16 protein-coding genes and 1 pseudogene are annotated in these 22,450 nt (G+C 70.5%); 7 read left to right on the top strand and 10 right to left on the bottom strand.

The annotated features are described in order from the left end of the window. Positions 1 to 105: 105 nt before the first annotated feature. Positions 106 to 513: an SRPBCC family protein gene (locus tag ACZ58V_RS28560; RefSeq protein ID WP_471293417.1), complete on the top strand. Its 408-nt coding sequence runs from the start codon at positions 106 to 108 to the stop codon at positions 511 to 513. Here ACZ58V_RS28560 and ACZ58V_RS28555 read toward each other — a convergent pair. Beyond that, positions 510 to 1,541: a DUF5954 family protein gene (locus ACZ58V_RS28555; RefSeq protein WP_468199189.1), complete on the bottom strand. Its 1,032-nt coding sequence runs from the start codon at positions 1,539 to 1,541 to the stop codon at positions 510 to 512. The two genes, ACZ58V_RS28560 and ACZ58V_RS28555, sit on opposite strands and share 4 nt — an antisense overlap. 324 nt (positions 1,542 to 1,865) lie before the next feature. On the opposite strand from ACZ58V_RS28555, the gene ACZ58V_RS28550 reads away from it, so the two are divergent. After that, positions 1,866 to 2,402, top strand: coding sequence for a peptidoglycan-binding domain-containing protein (locus tag ACZ58V_RS28550; RefSeq protein ID WP_471293414.1), 537 nt, complete (start codon positions 1,866 to 1,868; stop codon positions 2,400 to 2,402). Positions 2,403 to 2,430: 28 nt separating this feature from the next. Here ACZ58V_RS28550 and ACZ58V_RS28545 read toward each other — a convergent pair whose 3' ends face one another. The 9 genes and pseudogenes from ACZ58V_RS28545 to ACZ58V_RS28505 form a co-directional block, all read right to left on the bottom strand. Further along, positions 2,431 to 2,853: a helix-turn-helix domain-containing protein gene (locus ACZ58V_RS28545; RefSeq protein ID WP_468199184.1), complete on the bottom strand. Its 423-nt coding sequence runs from the start codon at positions 2,851 to 2,853 to the stop codon at positions 2,431 to 2,433. Positions 2,854 to 3,036: 183 nt separating this feature from the next. Further along, positions 3,037 to 4,080 (bottom strand): LacI family DNA-binding transcriptional regulator, encoded by a 1,044-nt coding sequence (locus ACZ58V_RS28540; protein WP_468199183.1) that lies wholly within the window; start codon positions 4,078 to 4,080, stop codon positions 3,037 to 3,039. Positions 4,081 to 4,223: 143 nt separating this feature from the next. Then, positions 4,224 to 5,641, bottom strand: a pseudogene (locus ACZ58V_RS28535) (Gfo/Idh/MocA family protein). 172 nt (positions 5,642 to 5,813) lie between these two features. Beyond that, positions 5,814 to 7,403: a glycoside hydrolase family 43 protein gene (locus ACZ58V_RS28530; RefSeq protein ID WP_471293411.1), complete on the bottom strand. Its 1,590-nt coding sequence runs from the start codon at positions 7,401 to 7,403 to the stop codon at positions 5,814 to 5,816. Positions 7,404 to 7,498: 95 nt separating this feature from the next. Beyond that, complete coding sequence (locus ACZ58V_RS28525) at positions 7,499 to 8,416, bottom strand: carbohydrate ABC transporter permease (protein WP_468199177.1); 918 nt, start codon at positions 8,414 to 8,416, stop codon at positions 7,499 to 7,501. Continuing rightward, complete coding sequence (locus ACZ58V_RS28520) at positions 8,416 to 9,300, bottom strand: carbohydrate ABC transporter permease (protein ID WP_468199175.1); 885 nt, start codon at positions 9,298 to 9,300, stop codon at positions 8,416 to 8,418. The genes ACZ58V_RS28525 and ACZ58V_RS28520 overlap by 1 nt, the downstream gene beginning before the upstream one ends. A gap of 8 nt (positions 9,301 to 9,308) precedes the next feature. Beyond that, on the bottom strand, positions 9,309 to 10,646 hold the full coding sequence (locus ACZ58V_RS28515) for an ABC transporter substrate-binding protein (RefSeq protein ID WP_468199173.1): 1,338 nt from the start codon (positions 10,644 to 10,646) through the stop codon (positions 9,309 to 9,311). A gap of 385 nt (positions 10,647 to 11,031) precedes the next feature. Continuing rightward, positions 11,032 to 12,120: a LacI family DNA-binding transcriptional regulator gene (locus tag ACZ58V_RS28510; protein WP_468199171.1), complete on the bottom strand. Its 1,089-nt coding sequence runs from the start codon at positions 12,118 to 12,120 to the stop codon at positions 11,032 to 11,034. Positions 12,121 to 12,704: 584 nt separating this feature from the next. Continuing rightward, positions 12,705 to 13,718 (bottom strand): hydroxyacid dehydrogenase, encoded by a 1,014-nt coding sequence (locus tag ACZ58V_RS28505; RefSeq protein ID WP_471293407.1) that lies wholly within the window; start codon positions 13,716 to 13,718, stop codon positions 12,705 to 12,707. Positions 13,719 to 14,326: 608 nt separating this feature from the next. On the opposite strand from ACZ58V_RS28505, the gene ACZ58V_RS28500 reads away from it, so the two are divergent. Genes ACZ58V_RS28500 through ACZ58V_RS28480 form a run of 5 tightly spaced genes read left to right on the top strand, consistent with a single transcriptional unit; the run spans position 14,327 to position 22,437 of the window. Continuing rightward, positions 14,327 to 15,676, top strand: coding sequence for an extracellular solute-binding protein (locus ACZ58V_RS28500; protein WP_468199166.1), 1,350 nt, complete (start codon positions 14,327 to 14,329; stop codon positions 15,674 to 15,676). Further along, positions 15,673 to 16,668 carry a carbohydrate ABC transporter permease gene (locus ACZ58V_RS28495; RefSeq protein ID WP_468199164.1) on the top strand — a complete coding sequence of 332 codons (996 nt, stop codon included), beginning with the start codon at positions 15,673 to 15,675 and terminating at the stop codon, positions 16,666 to 16,668. The genes ACZ58V_RS28500 and ACZ58V_RS28495 overlap by 4 nt, the downstream gene beginning before the upstream one ends. Further along, complete coding sequence (locus tag ACZ58V_RS28490; protein ID WP_468199162.1) at positions 16,665 to 17,528, top strand: carbohydrate ABC transporter permease; 864 nt, start codon at positions 16,665 to 16,667, stop codon at positions 17,526 to 17,528. Before ACZ58V_RS28495 ends, ACZ58V_RS28490 begins: the two co-directional genes overlap by 4 nt. A gap of 41 nt (positions 17,529 to 17,569) precedes the next feature. Beyond that, a complete protein-coding gene (locus ACZ58V_RS28485; RefSeq protein ID WP_471293404.1) occupies positions 17,570 to 19,090 on the top strand; it encodes a glycosyl hydrolase family 28 protein in 1,521 nt (506 codons plus the stop codon). Continuing rightward, positions 19,087 to 22,437, top strand: a complete 3,351-nt coding sequence (locus ACZ58V_RS28480) for an alginate lyase family protein (RefSeq protein ID WP_471293401.1) — start codon at positions 19,087 to 19,089, stop codon at positions 22,435 to 22,437. Before ACZ58V_RS28485 ends, ACZ58V_RS28480 begins: the two co-directional genes overlap by 4 nt. Positions 22,438 to 22,450: the final 13 nt, after the last annotated feature.

Here is a 22,450-nt window from a genome sequence, read left to right as displayed (position 1 = left end):
GTCTTGAAGGAAACGGACATCGGAACACCGGATCCCCCAGCCGCGCCCGCACCCGTGTCCGATCCGTTCAAGACCACCCCCGGCCGCCCCCGTAACGTCGCCGCCATGACGACCACGACACAGCGATCCCGGCACCTCTCCATCCCGATCGACCGCCCCGCCCAGGGGGTCTACGACTACGTGTCCGACCCAGTCAACGTCCCCGGCTGGGCTCCCGGGCTGGCCCGCTCCATCGAGAAGGTGGACGGCCAGTGGGTGGGGGAGTCGCCCATGGGGCGGGTCGTGGTCGTGTTCACGCCCAGGAACGAGTACGGCGTGCTCGACCACGACGTCACCCTGCCCTCGGGGCAGACCGTGCACAACCCGATGCGGGTGATCGCCGACGGCCCCGGCTGCGAGGTGGTGTTCACGCTGCGCAGGCGGCCCGGGATGAGCGACGAGGAGTTCCGCCGCGACGCCGAGGCGGTGACCGCCGACCTCACCGCCCTCAAGCGGCTGATGGAACGCTTCTAGCCCGTCGACTCCGACTCGTAGTGGATGGTGCCGTCCTCGTCCATCGTCGGGTGCATCTTCATGGGGCCGTACTCGTCGACGTCCGACGGCCGCGGGCCTTCCGGTCCGTCGGGCCCCATGCGCAGAAATCGCTCGACGCGGCAGATCCGGAAGAGGCGGTCGTCGAAGCGGAACTCGTCGGCGCGGTCGAGTGCCTTGTACTCCTCGGCGGCGCGCGCGTACCTGGCCTTCTTGGCCTCGTCGTACTGGTACAGCATGGCCCAGATCTCGGACATGCCGTTGTAGAGCAGACGCCGGGCGTCGTGGGGTGTGGCCATGAGCGTGCCGCAGGGCTGCCAGCCGTGGCGGCCGCGCTCGACCACGCCGAATCCGATGGGCAGCAGCACGGGGTCCGGATGCGTGGCCACCGCGCGCTCGGAGTCCTCGCGGACGTCGGAGGGGAAGCGGGCTCCCTTGTAAGCGAAGTCGCTCAGGCCCAGCCGCAGCGCGCCCGCCGCCAGGCCGTCCGGGCGGGCCGGGTCGAGGACGAAGCCGAGGTCGGGGGACGCGGTGTCCCTCGCCCGCTTGTCCCACGACCGCCGCACCGGCTCCAGGTCGGTGGGGCGCGGCGGCTCAAGACCGTCGTCGTCGCAGCGCGCGAACTCGTCGCCGCGCACGACCCGGTAGCGCACACCGCGCACCTCCACCTCGTTCACCGGCTCGCGCTCCATCACCGCGACCGCCGCCAGCAGTTCGCGCCGGACGGCCGGATCGTCGGTGTCGTCCTTGGCCGTGAACCACAGGTGTGAGTGCAGTCCGTCCCGGGCCACCTGCGGCATGCCGTCCGTCACCGGCTTCAGCAGCCGCCACTCCGGCCCCACGGCGGGATCCTGCGCGGCGACCCCGAAGACCGGCCCGCGCAGCGACAGCGCGGGATAGCGTCGCGAGGCGTCCATCGCGTCGGCCTCCCGCACCCAGGCGGCGGGGTCGTCGCGGCGGACCAGCTCCTCCTGGAGAGCGTCGATCTGTTGCTGCCAGTCATCATCCATGCACGCATTGTCCCGGCCGCGAGGAGCGCGCAGGAGGCCGGGCGATGCAACAAATGCCGTTGTTGGGAACCGGGCGCGGACGCGGGGCACCGCCTTCAGGCCCAGCCCAGCCCAGCCCGGCCCTGCCCGGCCCAAGGAGACCCGGCGCGTCCCACGCTCCGCCGGGACGTCGCCGCCCCGCGCGTGGGCCGTCCCTGGGCGGTCCGTGGACGCCGGGAAGGCTCGCCGCGTCCGGGCGCCGGACGCGACGCTGTGCCGTGCCAAACGAGACGAGCCGCCCCAGGGGTGACCCGCGGGGGACGGCGGTTCGGAAAGGAACACCGCATGAGCATGCGCAATCGGGCCATGGCGATGGTGACGGCCGTGTTGCTGGGGGGCGGGGCCGCCGGGATCGCCCTGGCACCGGCCGCGAACGCCGCTCCCTACTTCGGCATCGACGGCGGCGGTGCCGTCACCAACGACTGGGAGGACGAGGAGAACCTCGGCGTCGAGGCCTACGCCAGGGGCAACGCCATCGCCCTGTGGGAGACCGTCCTGTGGGCGGACGGCGCCCTGTGGGAGGACGACGAGGGCGAGTGGCGGCCGTTCAAGAAGAGCCAGATCGACGGCTCGTTCGGGCCGGAGACCGAGTCGGCCACGCAGTGGTGGCAGAGCCGGCACAACCTCCCCGAGACCGACGGCACCGTCGTCAGCGAGAGCTGGGACTTCGCCCAGACCCGGCTGCAGGGCCTCCCGGGCAACATCGTCCAGTACAAGGGCGACGCGCGGAACGTCAACTTCAAGCGCGTGGGCGGCAAGTACCAGGTGAAGCTCAAGAACGTCGGGCCCTGGAAGAACGCGCACTACCGCACGGTCGGCTGAGTGCCCGGACGGGTGGGTGACCCCGGAGTCACCCGCTCCACGTCGGCAGCGCCCACAGCAGCCCCGCCAGCAGTACGACGATGACCGCGAAGGAGACCAGCGCCGCCGCCCGCCACCGCCGGTACCCGGCACCGGGCGGCGGTGTCGCGAGGTCCACCGCCTGCCCGGCCGGCACCGTCGCACCGCGCGGCCACGTCGGCTCGGCCAGCTCCCACACCGCCAGCAGCCGCGCCTGATCCGTCCCGGCCACCCGGCACAGCGCCTGCACCGCGCCCCTCGGCGGCTGCTTGGCCCCGCTGAGATACCGCTGCCACGACGACTTGCTGTACGCCGTCCGCCGCGCCAGCTCGGCCAGGCTCAGACCCGTGCGGTCCTTCAGGGCCCGCAATTGCTCGACCAGATGCCGTGCCTCCCTCGGCAGTGCGTCCGGAAGCGGCTGCCAGCGTGTCATGGTCGTCCCCCAACTGCCCGCCGCCACCCCATCCCCGGGCAACGGCCCCTCCCCACCGCAACGTTCGACGCCGGCCCGTCCGGACCAGTTCCCCACAGCGACGGGCGCGCGGCGCGCGAAGGGGTGTGAGACGGCCGACCGAGCGACCGTCGGTGGGTGTAGCGCACGCGGGTGACGAACGCCCTACGCCCCCGGCGCCGCCGTACTCGCCCGTTCCACCAGCCGCGTCGACAACTCCGTCCGCGTGCTCTCCGGGCGGTGCCCGTCCATCATGCGCAGCAGCGAGCGCAGGGCCGTGGCGGCCATCTCCGACAGGGGCTGGCGGACCGTGGTCAGGGCGGGGGAGGCCCAGCGGGCCTCGGGGAGGTCGTCGAAGCCCACCACGCTGACGTCGTGCGGGACCTTCAACCCCCGCTCGGCCAGGGCCTGGTACACCCCCAGCGCCATCCGGTCCGAGCAGACGAAGACGGCCGTCGGCGGCTCGGGCAGGTCGAGCAGTTCCAGCGTGCGGCGGCGGGCCAGGCTCTCGTCGAAACCGGCGTGCCGGAGGTACTCGGCGCGGTGCCCGACCCCGGCCGACGCGAGCGCCGAGCGGTAACCGGCGACCCGGGCACTGCTGCACAGCGTGCGCCGGTCGCCCGCGATGACGGCGACGCGCTCATGACCCAGGGACAGCAGATGCTCGGTGGCCGTCAGACCGCCCTGCCAGTTCGCCGCCCCCACCGAGACCACGCCCTCCGGCGGCTCCTGGACCGGGTCGATCATCACGAACGGGATGCGGTGCTGCTCCAGCCAGGCGTACTGGGAGTCGCTCAGCTCGGCCAGGTTGAACAGGACCCCGGAGGAGCCACGGGCGACCAGCTTGTCCAGCCAGCCGCGCTCCGGGCGGCCGACCCGGGAGCGGGTCAGGGCGGCCGACACCACGACCTCCAGGCCCGCGTCGTGCGCCGCCTCCTCCACCCCGTGCAGCACCGCGCCCGACCAGGAGCTCTCCAGCGAGTGCACGACCAGGTCGACCAGCCGGGGCGCCTTCGCCGCGTCGAACCGGGGTCTGCGCACATAGCCGAGCCGGTCGAGCGCCTCGGTGACCCGGCGGCGGGTCTCGGGCGCCACGTCCTCCCGGCCGTTGACCACCTTGGACGCGGTCGGCACCGACACCCCCGCCTCACGGGCCACGACCGCCAGCGTCGGACCTGCCGCCACGCTCGCACTCGCCGTACGGACCATCGGGAACCCACCTCTCCACCGGGCAGAAAGCGCTTCCTACTCTAGGCGCGGCGCAGGACGGCGGGTAGACAGGCGACTGAATGCCGGTCGATCACGTCCGGTCAGGGTGCCGTCGGCGGTGGCGGCCGATCCGGGGCAGGGCCTCAGCCGGCGGGCGGCATCTCCGTCGGGTCGGAGTCGAGGCCCGGACGCCTGCCGGCCCAGGCGCCACGGGTGAAGTCCGGGATCTCGACCGGGCGGCCCTGCCTCGCCAGGGACGCGGCGCTCAGCGGCACCGCCGCGCACCAGGCGGCCGAGTCGTACACGTCGATGTCGGGCACCAGTCCGGCGCGCATCAGCTGGACGGTGCGCCACTGCAGTACGTAGTCCATGCCGCCGTGACCGCCGTTGTTCGCGGCGTCGTCGCCGACCTTCCGCCACAGCCAGTGGTCGAACTCCTTGCGGTAGTCGGCGAAGTCGCGCCAGGTGTGGCCGCCGTGGTCCGGTTCCAGGTAGACGCGCGCGCCGGTAGGGGCGGGCCCGGCGTAGTCCTCGACGATCCCCCGACTGCCGGCGAGGGTGTTGATCCTGCTGTACGGCCGGGGTGAACTCACGTCGTGCTCGGCCCGGACGACCCTGCCCTTCGCCGTCTGGACGATGCAGGTGACCAGGTCGCCGTTGATGTACGTCTCCTTCCAGGACGGATGGTCCCGGGGGACGAAGCGCTCGCGGTAGTCGGCCAGTCCCTTCGGGGCGGTCGCGGTGGCGGACAGGGTGGCCAGGCGGTCGCCGCGGTTGATGTCCATGGCCGCCGCGATCGGGGCCAGCCCGTGCATGGGGTAGAGGGACGCGGTGCTGCGGGTGTGCCACAGCCGTCGCCAGGAGTCGGTGTAGTACGTGTCGGAGAAGAGGAGTTCACGCAGGTCGTGGAGGTAGCCGCCATGGCCGTTGGTGATGTCGCCGAACACACCGGCGTGCGCCATCCTCAGCATGGCCAGTTCATTGCGGCCGTAGCTGCAGTTCTCGGCGAGGAGCAGGTGCCTGCGGGTGCGCTCGGACGTGTCGACCAGGTCCCACAGCTGGCGCAGTTCGGTCGCGACGGGGAGTTCCACCACGGCGTGCCTGCCGCTGAGCAGCGCGGCTCTGCCGTGCTCGTAGTGGAACTCCCAGGGCGTCGCGACATACACCAGGTCGATGTCGTCGCGCCGGAGCATCCGGGTGTAGGAGCCGGCTGATCCGCCGTACTCGGCGGGGCGGGGCTCGCCCTTGCTCACCAGCCGGTCGGCGACGCGTCGCGCGCGGTCGGCGCGGATGTCGCAGACGGCGGTCACGGTGCAGCCGGGCACGGCCGCCCAGCCCTCGACCATGCCTCCGCCGCGGTTGCCCAGGCCGATGACACCGACGCGGACGGTTCTGCGGGCCTCGAACGGCACGCCGATCATCGACTTCTGCCGGGGCGACGGCGGGGCGCCTGCCCGGTCGCGGCGGCCGGGGCCGCGGCGGTCATCCCGGCCGCGAGCGCACCGGTGGCGACGGCTCCGCCCAGAAGCAGTCGGCGTGAGACAGCGGGTGTTTCGGACATGACGGCAACACTCCTCGATGAGGTGGCTCGCATCACTGCCGGGGCACTGTCGGGGACTTTCGGGGCATGACTCTGCGGGCTTCGACCGTGACATGTCAATACGTGCTCGATGGGAAGCGGTTCCGAGCAGAATCGAGCATCAGCTTTCGATACCCCGAACGTGCCGCCGCGCTCAGCCGGGGGTGCAGGTCAGCCGGAACCCCGTGAAGTCCGCCGTGAACGCCGCGTCGACGAGGTCCCGGGCGTGGATGCCCGCCATCGCACCGGTGAAGCGCAGCCGTGACCCGTGGTCGTCGGACAGCCGGCTGAAGTCCAGGGCCGCTCCGACCGCCGTACGCACCCCGTCCCGTACGTACCAGAAACGGGCGTCGGCCCCCTCGACCGTCACACCCAACGTCACCGGTTCCGCCACCGGCACGTCCACCACCGCGACCTGCCGGGCGCCACCCTCATCCCGCTCCACAAGGCTGAGCACCGTACGACCACCCCCGCTCCACTGCTGCCCGCACTGCGGCTCGCCCTCCGGCTCCGACCAGGTCAGATCCAGGCTGAGATACGCCTCCGGGTTGTACCAGAGCACCAGCCCCGCGGCCTGGGTGAAGGTCACCGGCCGTGCCTCGACGGTGACTTCGGCCTCCGCGTGGTGCTCGGTGACGCGCTGGGCCAGCAGACTGGTCGCCCAGCGTGACTCCGGACCGTGCCGGCCGCGCAGCCGGATCCAGCCCGGGCGTGCCGTCGTGTCGGCCCAGGACGGGTCCGGCGCCTCGCGCGGGGTACTCCACGGCCAGGACAAGTCCTCGGGCGGGGCGGCGGGCGGCAGCGGGTGCGGCCGGGTCGGCACATCGACGTCCACCGCCGGGTGCCAACCGCCCTGCCGCAGCCGGGGCCAGCCCTCCGCGTCCCAGGTCACCGCCTGGATCGCGGTCTCCCTGCCGAGCGTGCAGCGGCGGCCGTGCGGCGTGTGCAGCGGACGGGCCGTCAGATGACCGAGCAGCCACTGCCCGTCCGGCGTCTCGACCAGCTCGCCGTGCCCGGCCTTCTGCAACGGCACGCCCTCGTCGTCCCGCGTTGTCAGCAGCGGCCGGTCGTCGAGCGCGTACGGCCCGGTCAGCTCCCGGCCGCGGGCCACCCGCACCCCGTGCTCCCAGCCCGTGCCGCCCTCGGCGAGCACCAGGTAGTACCACCCCTCGCGCCGCAGCAGCTTCGGCCCCTCGATCAGCCGGTCGTGCTGGAGCAGCAGACGCGTCTCCCCGACGGGTGTCAGCGTGTCCCGGTCCAGCTCCGTGGCGACGATCCCCGCGAATCTGCGGCCCCCCGGCCGGTGGTCGTTCTGCAGGTTCAGCAGCCACAGCCGGCCGTCCTCGTGGAACAGGGCCGGATCGAAGCCGTGGCTCGCGACCCGGCGCGGGGCGCTCCACTCGGCGCCCACCTCGGTGGCCGTCGAGACGTACGTGTCGAGATCGAAGTACGGCGTGCCGACCGAACGCACGACGGTGTACGTCACCCAGAACCGCTCCCCGTCCCAGCTCAGCGACGGAGCCCAGATGCCGCCAGAGTCGGGCACCCCGGCCAGCGAGCCGCCGGGTGCCGCCCCCTCGACGTGCCCCGCGTACTCCCAGTGGGCCAGATCGCGGGAGCGGTGGATCGGAATCGTCGGGAACCACTCGAAGGAACTGGTCGCCACGTAGTACCAGTCGCCGACCCGGAGCAGTGAGGGATCGGGCGCGAAGCCGCGGAGGACGGGGTTGTGCAGGACGGTCACGCGGAAACTCCGGGGGGGGGAGTGAGGCACCCGGGGGCCGCGGGGAGTCAGGTCACCCGCGGCCCCCGGGAGTCAGGGAAGAGGGACGGCCGGGTTCACTTGAGGGCGCCGAGCGTCACGCCCGACCGCCAGTAGCGGCGCATCGCGACCATCATGATCGCCATCGGCACGATGGACAGCAGCGCGCCCGTCAGCACCAGCCCGGTCAGGTCGATGCCGGACTCCAGCCGGGTGCCGGTCCAGTTGTAGAGGCCGAGGTTGAGCGTCCAGTTCTCCTTGCCGCGCAGCACGGTCAGCGGCAGGAAGAAGGCGTTCCAGGTGTTCACGAAGGCCAGCAGGAACACCGTCGCGCCGCCCGTCGTCATCATCCGCAGCACGATGCTGAAGAAGATCCGCAGCTCGCCGGCGCCGTCGATCCGCGCCGCCTCCAGCAGCTCGTAGGGGATCGTGGCCTCGGTGTACACCTTGGCCAGATACACGCTGAACGGGTTGATCAGACAGGGGATCAGCATCGCCCACGGGGTGTCCACCATGCCGATCGCCGAGAACAGCAGATACAGCGGGAGCGTGAGCAGCGCGATCGGGATCAGGAACGAGCCCACGACACACGCGAAGATCGCGTTACGGCCCGGGAAGTCGAAGCGGGCCAGTCCGTAACCGGTTGCGAGGGCGATCAGCGTGCCGCCGAGCGAGCCGACACCGGCGTACAGGAACGAGTTGGCCGTCCACCGCAGGAAGATGCCGTCCTGGTACGTGAACACCTGGTGCAGGTTGTCCCACAGATGCCAGCCCGAGAACCACAGCCCGTTGCTCTGGTACAGCGCCGTGCGGTCCTTGGTCGCGGCGACGATCAGCCACCACACCGGGAACAGGCTGTACACGCTCGCCAGGGCCAGCCCGACGAGAAGGAAGCGCTGGCCGCCCCGCCCGCGCGAGGCCGGATCCGGACGGGACAGGCGACGCACGCCGCGGACTTCGGGCCGCTCGGTGGCGGTCCGCTCGGTCAGCACCATCAGTCGGCCTCCTTCGAGGTGAGCCGATAGAAGAGGAAGGAGGCGACGCCCAGGATCAGGGCGAGCAGCACGGACAGCGCGGCCGCGTAGTTGTAATTGCCCGCGTTGAACGCCTGGTTGTAGATGATCATGATCGGGGTGAAGCTGTCGCTGACCGTCTGCGGAGTGATGTTCCGGAACAGCGCCGGCTCGTTGAAGATCTGCAGCATCTGGATGATCGACAGCAGCCCCGTCAGGACCAGCGCCCCGCGCACGAACGGGATCTTGATGCTGCGCGCGATCCGCAGCTCGGAGGCGCCGTCCAGCCGCGCCGCCTCGAACAGCTCGCGCGGCACGCCCTGCAGCGCCGAGTAGATGATCACCATGTTGTAGCCGATGCCGTGCCAGGTCAGCAGGTTGCCGATGGACGGCCACACCATCGACGGCGCGAAGAAGTTCCAGTCGAAGCCGAGGGCCTTGCCGATCGGGGTGAGCGGACCGACGTCCGGGCTGTAGAGGTTGACCCAGACGATCGCCGCGACCACGCCGGGGATCATGTACGGCACCAGCAGCAGGATCCGGAACCGGCTGGCCACCCTGGAGGTGAGCGCGTCCAGGAACAGCGCCAGCAGCAGGCTGATCAGCAGCATGAACGGGATCTGGACACAGGCGAAGAGCACCACCCGCAGGATGGAGTTCATGAACGCCGAGTCGGTCAGGCCCTGGGTGTAGTTGTCGAGCCCGACGAACTCCGTCGTCGCGCCGCCGAGGCCGAGCCCGGACTGCTTCTCCGTGAACAGCGACTCGTAGACGGCGTAGCCGATCGGGAGCAGATACAGGAAGACGAAGCCGAGCTGGAAGGGCACCGTGAACGCGGCACCCTTCCAGCGCAGGGAGCGAATCATCGAATGCCTCAGCCCTTGACGCTGATACCGCGGGACTTCAGGTCCTTGACCGTCCACTCCTGCATGTGCGCGAGCAGGTCGGTGACCTTCTCCTGCTTGTTGACCACCTTGGCCCAGCCCGCCTGGAGCTCGGTGAACATCGCGGTCCAGTTGGGACCGTAGGTCCAGTCGGTGGTGACCGTGCCCAGGCTGTCCGTGACGACCTTCTGCGCCGGCTCGTAGTTCTTGCCGAGCAGCTTCTGCGAGATCGACTCACCGACGTAGGAGCCGCTGTCCTTCAGCGCCGGCATCACGCCGTTGCCGGTCTCCGGGCTCGCCATCGTCTTGACGGCGTCCTGGTTCGTCGACATCCACAGCGCCGCCTTGGCCGCCTGCTCCTGGTTCTCGCACTGCTTGGTCACCAGGGTCACGCTGCCGGTGAGGTTCGTGCCGGCCGGCGTCTTGGCCGCCTCGCCCTGGTACGTCGGCCAGGGTGCCAGGGCCCAGTCGCCGAAGGACTTGGTGAAGTTCTGCACCATGCCGGCCATCTGCCAGGTGGAGATCTGCCGGGTCGCGGTGGCGCCGGTGTCGTAGCTGCGCTGCACGGCCGCGTAGTCGGCGAAGGACAGCTTGGCGTTCAGGTCGTTGTCGATGATCTCCTGGATCACCTTCGCGGCCTTGAGGGTGCCCTCGTCCTGGAAGTCCACCTTCCAGGCGTTGCCGTCGATCGCGTACCAGTGCGCCCCGGCCTGCATCGCGAGCACCTCCAGGGTGCTGGGGTCCTCACCGGCGTAGTTGGTGATCTTGATGCCGTGCTTCTTCAGCACCTTGCCGGCGGCGATGAACTCGTCCCAGGTGGCCGGGGGCTTCAGGCCGTACTTCTCGAAGATGTCGGTGCGGTAGATCGTGAACTGGGGCGCCGAGCTGGTGGGAACGCCGTAGAGCTTGCCCTGCACCTGTGCGCTCGCCCAGGCGCCGGTGTTGAACTTGTCCTGCTCGCCCTCGACGTACCGCGTGATGTCGGCGAGCGCGTCCTGCGACACCCAGCTGGTCACGTACTCGGCGGTGTTCTGCACCAGGCAGGGGGCGTTGCCGGCCTTCACCGCGTTGGTCAGCTGCTTCTGCATGGTCAGCTGGTCGGTGACCTTCGTGTACTTCAGCCGGATGTCCTTGTGCGAGGCGTTGAACGCCTTGACGACCGCCTCCTGGCCGTTGGCCCAGCCCCAGTAGGGGAGGGTGACCGGACCGGACTTCGACGCGGCGTCGTCGCCCGAGCCGGATCCGCCGCAGGCGGAGAGCAGACCTGTCAGCGCGATGCCCGCGACAGCGGCGGTGGCGAACCTTCTCCGGGGGCTGGTGAAGTTCATCTGACCGTGATCCTTCGGGATAGGACGTTCTCAGAACGAGAGGACGGCGGCGGCTCGGTGGTGCCGGCCGGGAACGGCGGCCGGAAATCCGTCGGCTCGCGGTTGCGGGGGGTCGGCCAAGCAGAAGCTGTAGTAAGCGGTTGCTGGGACGGTAGGCGGACGGATCCGCTCAGAGCAAGAGGTGCGCGTCAATTTGTTACGGCGGATTGTCCGGCGGGTTATCGCCGGGAGTGCGGTGAGCCCCCGCCTTCGGTTCGGTATACGCACAGGTCAAAGCAGTGTCGGAGGCGCCGGTCCGCAGCGCGGCGGGCACGCCGACGGCACTCGCCAGGGGCTGTAAAGTCTGAGGAAACCGGTTACGTAACGACTCGACTCCGCGTCAGCGTCAGACGCGCGTCGTCGGCGGCCGCACCGAATTGCGGACCACGACATGTGTGCCCAGCACCAGATGGTCTCCGTCGGCGCTCTTGCGGCGGCCCGCGCCGCCCTCGCGCCGGTCGGCCACCGCGCGCAGCGCGACCCGGCCCATCTCCTCGTACGGCACGTGCACGGTGGTCAGTTGAGGCGTGAGCTGGGAGGCGAGCGGGATGTCGTCGTAGCCGACGATCGAGACGTCCTCGGGTACCCGCAGGCCCGCCGCGCGCAGGGCCTGCGAGGCGCCCGCGGCGACCACGTCCGTGCCGGCGAGCACCGCGGTGAAGTCCGGCGTGTCGTGCAGAGCCGCCTCGACCGCCTCGTAGCCGTGCTCGTAGTCGTACGGGCCGTGCCGGACCATGCCCGGGTCGAAGGGCACGCCGTACGCCTCGAAGGCCCGCTGGGCTCCCTTCAACCTGCCCTGGGCAGTGGTCAGTTCGGCATGTCCGGGCAGGACGAGGACGCGACGGTGACCGGCCGACAGCAGGTGGCTGGCCATCGCGTAGGCGCCGCCCTCGTTGTCGTAGTCGACCGTCGTCGCCGGGACGTCGCCCTCCAGCGGGGGCCTGCCCACCAGGACCAGGTGCGAGCCGGCCGCGTCCAGGGAACGGGCGAAGCGGGCCATGCGCAGCTGGTACTCGTCGTAGTCGTAGGCGCCGCCGAGCAGGATCACGGCGGCCACGCCCTGCTGCCGCATCATGTTCACCAGAGCCAGCTCACGCTCCGGGTCGTCGCCGGTCGTGCCGACCAGGGAGAGCCAGCCGCGCAGTGTGGCGGCGCCCTCGACGCCCTTCGCGACGTGCGCGAACGCGGCGCCGGTGATGTTGTTGATGAGGATCGCCACCGTCGGTGTGCCGCCGCCGGCGAGGGAGCGGGCGTGGGCGTTGGTGACGTAGTCCAGGTCCCGGACCACCTTCATCACCCGGCGGCGCAGCTCCTCCGACACCGGGTAGTTGCCGGACAGCACCCGCGAGACGCTGGCCACGGAGACGCCCGCTCGTTCCGCGACGTCGCGGATGGTCGCCCGGCCGGCGTCACTCGTCGCCTTGCGCTGACTCACCCTTGCGGCTCCTTCATGTTGTGGCCCGATGCGGGGCCCGATGTGTGGCCTGTCGCCGGTGCGCTCCGGTCCGTCGTGACCCGGTCTGTCGCGCCCCGGTCCGCAGCGGCCCTGACGCACCCGCGGTCCTGGCCCCCGTCCCGCGTCGGTGCGGAAACCGTATCCCATCGTTACTCCAGGCTGGAGGGCCTGTGGACAGCGAGCCGAAGGGGCCTGCCGGGCGTGCCCTCGGGGCGGCCCGGGGGCGCTGTGTGGTCAGGGCCGGGTGGCTTGCCCGCCGGGGCGTCACGCCACTCGGGCCAGGTTTCCGTGTCGGCGTGACACTGCCTGGGTCGGATCCCCGTGACGGCGTGGCACCGCCCGGGTGGGACCCCCGTCCCAGCAGGTCTCCGCTTGGGCCGGGCCCCCGTCCCAGCAGGTCTCCACTTGGGCCGGACCATCGTCCCAGCAGGTCTCCACTTGGGCCGGACCCTCGTCCCAGCAGGTCTCCACTTGGGCCGGACCCCTGTCCCAACAGGTCTCCACCTGGGCCGGATCGCCAGCCCGGCGGCGTGACATCACCCGGCCAGGCCCCCGGGCCCGCATCACGCCACCCGCGCCAGATCCGCATGCCGTACCTCGTGAACCGGCGGCACACCCGCCACCAGGCGCTCCAGTTCCTCCACCACGATGCGGCCGAGCCGCTCCAGTTCGTTGCCCAGCGAGCCGGCGATGTGCGGGGTGAGGAACACGTTGGGCAGGTGGTACAGCGGTGAGCCGGCGGGCAGCGGCTCCGGGTCGGTGACGTCGAGGACCGCGCTGAGCCGGCCCGAGACCAGCTCGCCGGTGAGCGCCTCGTGGTCGACCAGCGCACCGCGGGCGGTGTTGATGAGCACGCCCCCGTCCCGCACCAGGGCGAGCCGGTCGCGGTCGAGCATGTGGTGGGTCTCGGGGATGTCGGGGGCGTGCAGGCTCACGACGTCGCTGCGTCCGAGCAGTTCCTCCAGCGAAAGCGACTCGGCACCGAGCGCGGCGGCCTCGGCCGGGCTCACATACGGGTCGTGCAGCAGGACGGTGAGGTCGAACGGCCGCAGCAGCTCCAGCAGCCGGCGGCCCACCCGGGACGCGCCGATGACCCCGACGCGGCGCCCGAGGTTGCCGGTCGCGGCGGTCTCGGCGGGGCCCGGGTAGGCATGGGTACGGCGGAAGTGCTCGCGGTGGTCGAAGGTGTCCTTGCCCACCAGCAGGATCATCGCGAGCGTGTACTCCGCGACGGGCAGGGCGTTGCCCGTCACCGCGCTGGAGACGGTCACCCCGCGTTCCCACAGGGCCTCGCCCACCAGGGAGCGGACGGAGCCGGCCGCGTGCAGCACGGCGTCGAGCTTCGGGGCCGCCGCGAGGACACCGGCGTCCAGGTGCGGGCAGCCCCAGCCGGTGATCAGCACCTCGGCGCAGGCCAGGGTGCCGGCCGCGGCCGGATCGGCGAAGTCCCGCACCACCAGCCCGGGGTCGATGTCGGCCGTGCGCCTCAGTCGCTCCATCAGCGGCGGAGGGAAGAGCAGCGGGAGGTGCACCGGGTCCATCGCGAACACGGTCCGCGGCAGCTGAGGGCTGGGCATGACTCTCCTGGAGCAGAGGGCGAAGAACGGAAACAGTTTCAGAAAGCGCCTTCTACCGTAGATCCGGCGGGAAGCGGCGGTCAATCGGCAGGGCGGGGATGGCGGTGGGAGGTGCCGGATCGGCGCAACGCCCGGGATGAGACCAGGTCGTGGCGCGACCGGTGAGAGTGAGGTAGGTGGGGTGGGGGAGTGGGGCGGGTGCGGTCGGGCGGATCGGGCCGGGGAGATGTGCCGTCCGTGCGGCTCGGTGTGAGAGCTGGCCGTGGAAATCGATTACTGCGGTTTCGGCGAGGGTGGGCGTGGTCTGTGCGCACCGCCGCCGACGTCTCGAGGGCCCAGACGGTCCCTACAGCAACCGGTTCCCGATCCGTTGCCGACTCGACCTCGCGAACATCCCCTGGTCATGACGGTCGAGGCGCTCTTCGATGGCTTGATCACGCCGACCGAAAACAGGTCTGACCCGCCCTCAAGCTGATGACGCCGAGGTTACACAGTCTTTTCGAAAATTCGTCAAGGCCCTTGACGCGCCATGCCGACCGGAAGAAGCTCTGCCCCACGCACAACAACCGGTTGCTAAGCACGCCGGAAACGCAAGGAGGTGTGCGTTCATGCACCCACGTGCTGGTGCTTCCCTGAGCCGCCGCCGATTCCTCGCCCTCTCGGCAGCGGGCGCCGCGACCGGCGCGGCGACGCTGAGCGGCTGCGCGATGCAGGTCTCCAGCGGCGTCAGCGGCGGCGGCGAGACCGTCACGGTGATGGCCAAGCCCGACGACCTCTCCCCGGAGCTGGTCAGACAGGCCCAGAAGGACATCGGCGTCAAGATCGTCACGGTGCGGTACGACATCACCAAGCTCATCGGGATGATGACCAACGGCGCCCCGCCCGACCTGGTGCGCGGTGTCGGCGCCACGGACGCGCCCTACTTCGCGGCGCGGGACGTCATGGAGGACCTGGACCCCTACTTCGCCGGGAGCGGCGTCCTCAAGGTCGACGACCTGGACCCCGTCAACGACCTGTGGCGCTTCGACGGACGTACCCAGGGCAAGGGCCCCCGCTACGGCATGGCGAAGGACTTCTCCCAGGACTCCATGTTCTGGTACAACACCGCGCTCTTCGACCAGGCGGGCGTCGACCACCCGCCGGAGACCGAGCCGGTCACCTTCGAGGAGTGGCTGGAGAACGCCAAGCGGCTCACGCGGCGCAAGAACGGCCAGACGACCGTCTTCGGCGGCAGCTACAACGGCGTGCTCACGCCCAACATGCTGGCGAGCCTCACAGTGGCGGCCGGAGGCAGTCTCTTCACCGACGACTTCTCCCGGGTCGACTTCACCACGCCCGAGGCCCGCAAGGCGCTGAACTGGTACATCGAGTACGGCAGGGCCAGGGTCGGCCCCAGCATCGTCCAGCCCGACCCCAACGCCTGGGACGGGCCCACGTTCCAGGCGAACCGCATGGCCATGTCGAATTCCGGCTACTGGCTGGGCGGCCTGATCAACTCCGACAAGAAGCTGGCGCCGCACGCCCGGCTCGCACCGGCGCCGGTGTTCGAGGGCGGCCCGAGGGTCAGCCCCTGCCAGGCGGGCACCGGCCTGTGGATGCCGAAGAGGGCGAAGAACAAGGACGCCGCCTGGCGGGTCTTCGAGTGGTTCTTCGGCGAGGGACCGGCCAAGGCCCGCGCCGCCGGTGGCTGGGGCATCCCCACCCTGAAGTCCCTGCGCCCGCTGATGCCGGCCCAGGAGGACTACCAGAAGCGCGTGCTCAAGGTGCAGAACGCCGAGCTGAAGCACTTCTCGGTGATCGCCTACACCCCCTACGCCACGGCGGACTCCCTCTACGCCCTGTTCAACCAGGAGGCCCCGGCCGCGATGAACGGCCGCATGTCCGTCGACACCCTGGCGGGCCGTTTGAACTCGGTCATGAACGAGCAGCTGAAGCGCGGTAAGGAGCAGGTGGGATGACGGTCGACCAGATACCCGTCACGGGGCGGCCCGGCCCGGCCGCGCTCGCCGACCGCACGACACCGGCCCGGCGGCCCCGGATCTCCATGACCGCGCGCAGGCATCGCGCTTTCTACCTGTTCACCGCGCCCTGGATCATCGGGTTCCTGCTGCTGACGATCGTGCCGATGGCGTACGCGCTGTGGCTGAGCTTCACCACCTACGACGGCATCTCGCCGCACTGGAGCTATGTCGGCCTCGGCAACTACACCGAGCTGTTCTCCGATCCGCAGACCTGGAACTCCCTCGGCCGCACCGGCCTGTTCGCCCTCACCTCGGTGCCGCTGTCGATCATCGCCGGGCTCGGGCTCGCGGTCCTGGTCAACCGGCCGATCAAGGCACGCGGGCTGTTCCGCACCCTGCTCTATCTGCCGGCCGTGGTGCCCCCGGTCGGCGTGGGCCTCACCTTCAAGGCGCTCTTCGACCAGAACTCCGGTGCCGCCAACGGCGTCATCACCCTCTTCGGCTTCGACGCGCTCGGCTGGCTCGCCGACCCCTACGCCCGCTACGTGCTGCTGATGAGCGTGCTGTGGGCCGCCGGAAACGTCATGATCATCTCGCTGGCCGGGCTCCAGGACGTGCCCCGCGAACTGCACGAGGCCGCCCGCATCGACGGGGCGAGCGCCTGGCGGACCTTCCGCAGCATCACCGTGCCGCTGCTGTCGCCGGTCCTGCTCTTCCAGACGGTCACCGGCGTGATCGCCTCGGTGCAGACCATCATGCCGCTGCTGCTGTCCCCGGACGGCACGACCGCCGGCGTCACCGCGCTGCCGCAGTCCAACTACCTCTACATGATGCACGTGTTCTCGCAGTACTTCGCGCTCGGCCGCTACGGCTACGCCTCCGCACTGCTGTGGGTGCTCTTCGTCCTGATCCTCATCGTGACCGGACTCATCTTCAGGTTCACGTCCGGCGTGGTGTTCTACAACGTCGACCCGGAGGCGAAGAAGTGACCGCCACCAGTCTGCCCCCGAACTCCGCGCCCCGGGTGCGGGTGCGCGTCAACCGCCTCGTCCTCTACACGGTCCTCGTCGCCCTCACCGGGCTGTTCGTCGGCCCCTTCGGCTGGCTGATCCTGTCCGGCCTCAAGACCCCGGCGGAACTGGCCGCCTCGCCTGTGCACTGGCTGCCCACCCACGTCCAGTGGCACAACTTCGCGGACGCCTTCAACCTGATCGACTTCCTCGGCTACGCCCGCAACTCCCTGGTCATCGCCCTGATCTACGCCACGCTCGTCACGCTCAGCTCGGCCTGGGTCGGCTTCGGGTTCGCCCGCCTGGACGCCCCCGGCAGGAAGACGCTGTTCGGCATCCTCATCGGCTCGATGATGCTGCCCCAGATGATCACCCTGCTGCCGACGTATCTGATCTTCGCGAAGCTCGGCATGGTCGACACGTACTGGCCGTGGGTGTTCTGGGGACTGGCCGCAGCCCCCTATCTGGTCTTCCTCTTCCGGCAGTTCTTCGCCGGGCTGCCCCGTGAGCTGGAGGAGGCCGCGATCGTCGACGGCTGCGGTTACGGCACCATCTTCTGGCGGATCTTCCTGCCGCAGTCCTGGCCGGTGCTGTCCGCGAGCTTCGTGATCGCCTTCACCTGGTCCTGGGGTGACTACATCGCCCCGCAGCTGCTGCTGTCCGCCGACAGGTCGACGCTGGCCGTCGCCGTCATGACCACCTACGTCACCTCGGCCGGAACGCCCGTCGCCAACCTCCAGGCCGCTGCCTCCGTGATGTACGTCGTGCCGATCCTGCTGATCTTCCTGATCGCCCAGCGCGGCTTCGTCGCCGGCATGTCCACCACCGGCCTGAAGTGACCTCGGCCGTCTCCCGTCTTCGTATCCGCAAGGAGCTCACCATGACCCCGCCCCTGTCCCGCCGAGGCGCCCTCCAGGCGGCCGGCGCCACCGTCCTCGCCGCCGGGCTCACCCACCTCACGGCCACGACCGCCCTCGCCGACGACACCGCCGCCGCGCCGAAGCTGGTGACCTACCCCCGCCCGGCCGCCATGCCGACCAACACCAGCTTCAAGGTGCGGGTCCGTACCGCCCCCGACGGCGAGTGGCAGACGCTGGACATCTGGCGCCCGCAGCTGTCGGAGATCAACGCGACCACCGGGTCCAGCAAGGTCTACAACTCGTCGCTGGCGTACTTCGATTTCCAGGGCTCCGCCGAGGTGGAGGTCACCTACCTCAAGGGCGGCACCAGCAAGGTCCGGGTGAGACCGGACTCCTACGGCATCAGGCCCGAAGTGGGCGGCGACACCCTGCGCTTCACGCTCGACCAGCCGCGCAACATCGTCGTGCAGATCAACGACGACATCTTCGACGTCCTCCACCTGTTCGCCCGCGCGATCGAGAAGAAGGTCCCGAAGCCGGACGACCCGAACGTCCTCCACTACGGCCCCGGCGTCCACACCACCGCCGACGGCTATCTGAACGTCCCCTCCGGCAAGACCGTGTACCTCGACGGCGGCGCCGTCCTCAAGGCGACCGTCGTCTTCCGGAACGTGGAGCACGCCGGGATCACCGGCCGTGGTGTGCTGGCCGGGACGGTGGACGGCGGTGTCCTGATCGAGAACTCGAGGAACATCTCCGTCGGGGCCGTCACGGCGCTCAACCCGAACGGCTACGCCGTCAAGATGGGCGAGGCCACCGGCGTCACCATCAAGGGCCTCGGCTCCTTCAGCTCCAAGGGCTGGGGCGACGGCATCGACGTCTTCTGCAGCAGCAACGTCGTCGTCGACGGCGTCTTCATGCGCAACTCCGACGACTGCATCGCCCTCTACACCCACCGCTGGGAGTACTACGGCGACACGAGCAACATCACCGTCCGCAACTCCACCCTCTGGGCGGACGTCGCCCACCCCATCAACGTCGGTACGCACGGCAACTCCGACAACCCCGAGGTGCTGAAGAACCTCACCTTCAAGAACCTCGACATCTGCGACCACCGCGAGCCCCAGATGGGCTACCAGGGCTGCATCGCCCTCAACCCCGGCGACAGCAACCTCATCAAGAACGTGAAGGTCGACAACGTACGCGTCGAGGACTTCCGCTGGGGCCAGCTCATCCACATGCGGGTCATGTACAACACGAAGTACAACACCTCGGTCGGCCGCGGCATCCAGAACGTGTACGTCAAGGACCTCTCCTACACGGGCAAGCCGCTCGCCACCTGCCTGCTGCTCGGCTACGACGCCAAGCACGCCATCAAGGACGTCACCTTCGAGAACCTCGTCGTCAACGGCACGGTCATCGCCGACTCGATGAAGAAGCCGGGCTGGTACCTCACCACCGACACCATCCCGATGCACGCCAACGAGCACGTGCTGAACCTGAAGTTCCTCACCACCGCCGAGGCGGCCGCCGCGTCATGAGCACCAGTCCCCTGAGACCGATCGCACCGAGCCGCCGGGGCTTCCTCGGCGGTGCGGCCGCCCTGCTGCTGGTGTCGGGCGCGAGCGGACTGCTCGCCCCCGGCACCGCCCGGGCCGCCACGGCCGGCTTCCGGGCGTTCACACACCCCGGACTGCTGCACAGCGCCGACGACCTGGCCCGGATGAAGGCGGCGGTCGCCGCGAAGGAAACACCGGTCTACGACGGTTACCTCGCCTTTTCCGCACACGCGCGCTCCAAGTCGACGTACACCGTCCAGAACACCGGCCAGATCACCTCCTGGGGCCGGGGCCCCACCAACTTCCAGAACCAGGCCGTCGCCGACTCGGCCGCCGCCTACCAGACCGCGCTGATGTGGTGCCTCACGGGCGAGCGCGCCTACGCCGACAAGTCGCGGGACATCCTCAACGCCTGGTCGGCGTCCCTCACCGCCGTCACCGGAGCCGACGGGCCGCTCGGCGCGGGACTCCAGGTCTTCAAGTTCGTCAACGCGGCCGAACTGCTGCGGCACAGCGGCTACGACGGCTGGGCGAAGGAGGACATCGCGCGCTGCGAGGAGTCCTTTCTGCGCGTCTGGTATCCGGCGATCTCCGGCTACATGCTCTACGCCAACGGCAACTGGGACCTCACCTCCGTCCAGTCGATCCTGGCCATCGGCGTGTTCTGCGAGGAGCCGACCCTCTTCGAGGACGCCCTGCGCTTCGCCGCCGCAGGCGCGGGCAACGGCAGCGTCCCGCACCGCATCGTCACCGACGCGGGACAGGGCCAGGAGTCCGGCCGCGACCAGGGCCACGAGCAACTCGCCGTCGGCCTGCACGCCGACGCCGCGCAGGTCGCCTGGAACCAGGGCGTCGACCTGTACGCCTTCGACGACAACCGCCTGCTGAAGAACGTCGAGTACGCCGCCCGCTACAACCTCGGCGGCGACGTCCCGTTCGTCCCCGACCTGGACCGCACCGGCAAGTACGTCAAGACGTCGGTCTCGGCCGTCGGGCGCGGCACCCTGCCCCCCATCTACGAGATGGCGTACGCGCACTATGCCGGCGTCCGCGGCCTCGACACCCCGTACACCAAGGCGGCCGTCTTCCGGGGCACCGATGGCGCCCGCGTCGTCGAGGGCGGCAATGACGACCTGCCCAGCTGGGGCACCCTCACCTTCGCGGGTACGAAGGCCCCGGCCCCGTCCGTGCCCACCGCCCCGGCCGGTGTCACGGCGATCGGTGGCGACCGGTCCGTCACCCTGGCGTGGCTGCCCGCGGCGTGGGCCGAGTCGTACACCGTCCTGCGGGCGAGCAGCGCCGACGGACCGTACGAGAAGATCGCCACCGGGGTCGACCAGGCGACGTACACCGACCGCCGCGCCCGCCCGGGGCGCACCTCGTACTACACGGTCGTCGCCTCCAACGCCCAAGGAAGGAGCGGAAGTTCCGCCTGGGCCTCAGCGTCCCCCGGCCTCCCCGCCCCCTGGTCCACCCGGGACATCGGCGACGTCAGGATCGCCGGCTCGGCGGTCTTCGACGGCGAGCGGTTCGTGCTGGAGGCCTCCGGCACCGCCGACACCCACCGCCTGACCCATCTGCCGCTGCGCGGTGACGGCACGATCACCGCGCGGATCGTGTGGCCGCTCAGCTCCCAGTACTCCAGGATCGGCGTCACCGTACGGGCCGGCCTGGACGCGGACGCGGCCCACGCCGCCATGCTGATCCAGGGCCTGCCGCTGCACACCTGGAGTGGCGTGTGGAGCGTACGGCCGAAGGCGGGGGCCGGGACCAAGGGCACCGGCAGTACGCCCGTGCCGCCGTCCCAGCAGCAGACGATCACGACCGGCGCCGCCTTCCCGATCTCCTCCCTCGGCGAGCTGCCCGAGTCGGCGACCCCGCTTCAGGCCCCGTACGTCGAGGGCGCGGGCGACGGCTACCGGCTGCGCATGCCGTACTGGGTCCGCGTGACCCGCCGGGGCGACCGCTGCACCGGCGCCATCTCCCCGGACGGCGTCCACTGGACCGAAGTCGGCGCCGGCGAGGTCCAGTTGGGGAAGACGGCCCATGTCGGTCTGACCCTCACCTCCTGCCTCGGCGTCGACGCCGACTACGCCGACACCGGCACCGGCACCGGCGCCTTCGACAACGTCAGCGTCACCTCCCGCACGGGCGGTGACATCTGGTCCGTGCCACGCCCGGCCAGGGCCGCCGGTGACCTCCGGGCCGTCGCGGGCGTCGACGCGGTCGAGCTGGCCTGGACCGACCCGGACCTCTCGGCCCGCTACAAGGTGCTGCGCTCCACCTCCGCCAAGGGCCCGTTCGAGACGATCGCGACCGGCATCGGCCCCGTCGGCTTCGGCACCCGCGTCCGATACGCCGACGCCACGGGCAAGCCCGGCACGACGTACCACTACGCCGTCGCGAAGACGAACAGCTCAGGGCGCGGCCCCCTGTCGGACGCGGCGAAGGCCGTGATGCCGACGCCGTCCGCGCCCCGGCTCACCTCACCCACAGCGGCATTCGCGAACAAGGGCGTCCCCTTCCAGCACCTCCTGCGCGCCTCGCACCAGCCGATCCGGTTCACGGCGAAGGGACTCCCCGACGGCCTGCGCGTCGACAAGCGCACCGGCCTGATCTCCGGAACCCCCACCCGGACCGGCGCGTTCACGGTCACCACCACCGCGGGCAACGCCACCGGAGACACCACCGGCACCCTCACCCTCACGGTCGGCACCCCGCCGCCCGAGCCCTGGAGCTACGGCGACCTGGGCGATGTCATCCTCGACGACCGCGCCTACGGCACCCTCGGCGTGGTCGCCGTCCAGACCCCCGGTTCCACCGCCCACGAGGACGGGACCTTCGTGGTGCGGGGCGCCGGGACCGACCTCACGGTCAACAACCAGGGCATGACGGGCCAGTTCGTACGACGGCCCGTCAGCGGTGACTGCGAGGTCACCGTCCGGCTGCTCTCCCGTTCCGGAGCCGGCGGCGACCGGGTCGGCCTGCTCATGACCAAGTCCCTGTCGCCGTTCGACCAGGCTGCCGGGGCGATCGTCACCGGCGGCACCAGCGCCCAGCTGATGCTGCGCCCGACCGTCGCCGGAAAGTCCACCTTCACGGGCAACGCGGCCGTCGCCGCCCCCTGCCTGCTGCGGCTGAAGCGCACCGGGACGCACTTCACCGCATCCGCCTCGACCGACGGCGGCGCCACCTTCACCCCCCTCGCCGAGGGAGACCTCCCCGGCTTCGGTGACGCCCCCTACTACGTGGGCCTCGTGGTCTGCTCCCGCGACCCCCTGACCCGCAGCACCACCGAGTTCGACGAGGTGAGCATCACCCCCCTGTAGGCCTCCACCGAAC

The organism is Streptomyces sp. NPDC040589 (assembly GCF_055594445.1).
This window is presented reverse-complemented; position numbering and strand designations above follow the sequence as displayed.

What these genes read in the sequence shown, in the direction of transcription:
- ACZ58V_RS28515 (WP_468199173.1), bottom strand. Translation starts at nt 10,646, where the DNA reads ATGAACTTCACCAGCCCCCGGAGAAGGTTCGCCACCGCCGCTGTCGCG.
- ACZ58V_RS28520 (WP_468199175.1), bottom strand. Translation starts at nt 9,300, where the DNA reads ATGATTCGCTCCCTGCGCTGGAAGGGTGCCGCGTTCACGGTGCCCTTC.
- ACZ58V_RS28500 (WP_468199166.1), top strand. Translation starts at nt 14,327, where the DNA reads ATGCACCCACGTGCTGGTGCTTCCCTGAGCCGCCGCCGATTCCTCGCC.
- ACZ58V_RS28485 (WP_471293404.1), top strand. Translation starts at nt 17,570, where the DNA reads ATGACCCCGCCCCTGTCCCGCCGAGGCGCCCTCCAGGCGGCCGGCGCC.
- ACZ58V_RS28525 (WP_468199177.1), bottom strand. Translation starts at nt 8,416, where the DNA reads ATGGTGCTGACCGAGCGGACCGCCACCGAGCGGCCCGAAGTCCGCGGC.
- ACZ58V_RS28545 (WP_468199184.1), bottom strand. Translation starts at nt 2,853, where the DNA reads ATGACACGCTGGCAGCCGCTTCCGGACGCACTGCCGAGGGAGGCACGG.
- ACZ58V_RS28540 (WP_468199183.1), bottom strand. Translation starts at nt 4,080, where the DNA reads ATGGTCCGTACGGCGAGTGCGAGCGTGGCGGCAGGTCCGACGCTGGCG.
- ACZ58V_RS28480 (WP_471293401.1), top strand. Translation starts at nt 19,087, where the DNA reads ATGAGCACCAGTCCCCTGAGACCGATCGCACCGAGCCGCCGGGGCTTC.
- ACZ58V_RS28555 (WP_468199189.1), bottom strand. Translation starts at nt 1,541, where the DNA reads ATGGATGATGACTGGCAGCAACAGATCGACGCTCTCCAGGAGGAGCTG.
- ACZ58V_RS28495 (WP_468199164.1), top strand. Translation starts at nt 15,673, where the DNA reads ATGACGGTCGACCAGATACCCGTCACGGGGCGGCCCGGCCCGGCCGCG.
- ACZ58V_RS28550 (WP_471293414.1), top strand. Translation starts at nt 1,866, where the DNA reads ATGAGCATGCGCAATCGGGCCATGGCGATGGTGACGGCCGTGTTGCTG.
- ACZ58V_RS28505 (WP_471293407.1), bottom strand. Translation starts at nt 13,718, where the DNA reads ATGCCCAGCCCTCAGCTGCCGCGGACCGTGTTCGCGATGGACCCGGTG.
- ACZ58V_RS28560 (WP_471293417.1), top strand. Translation starts at nt 106, where the DNA reads ATGACGACCACGACACAGCGATCCCGGCACCTCTCCATCCCGATCGAC.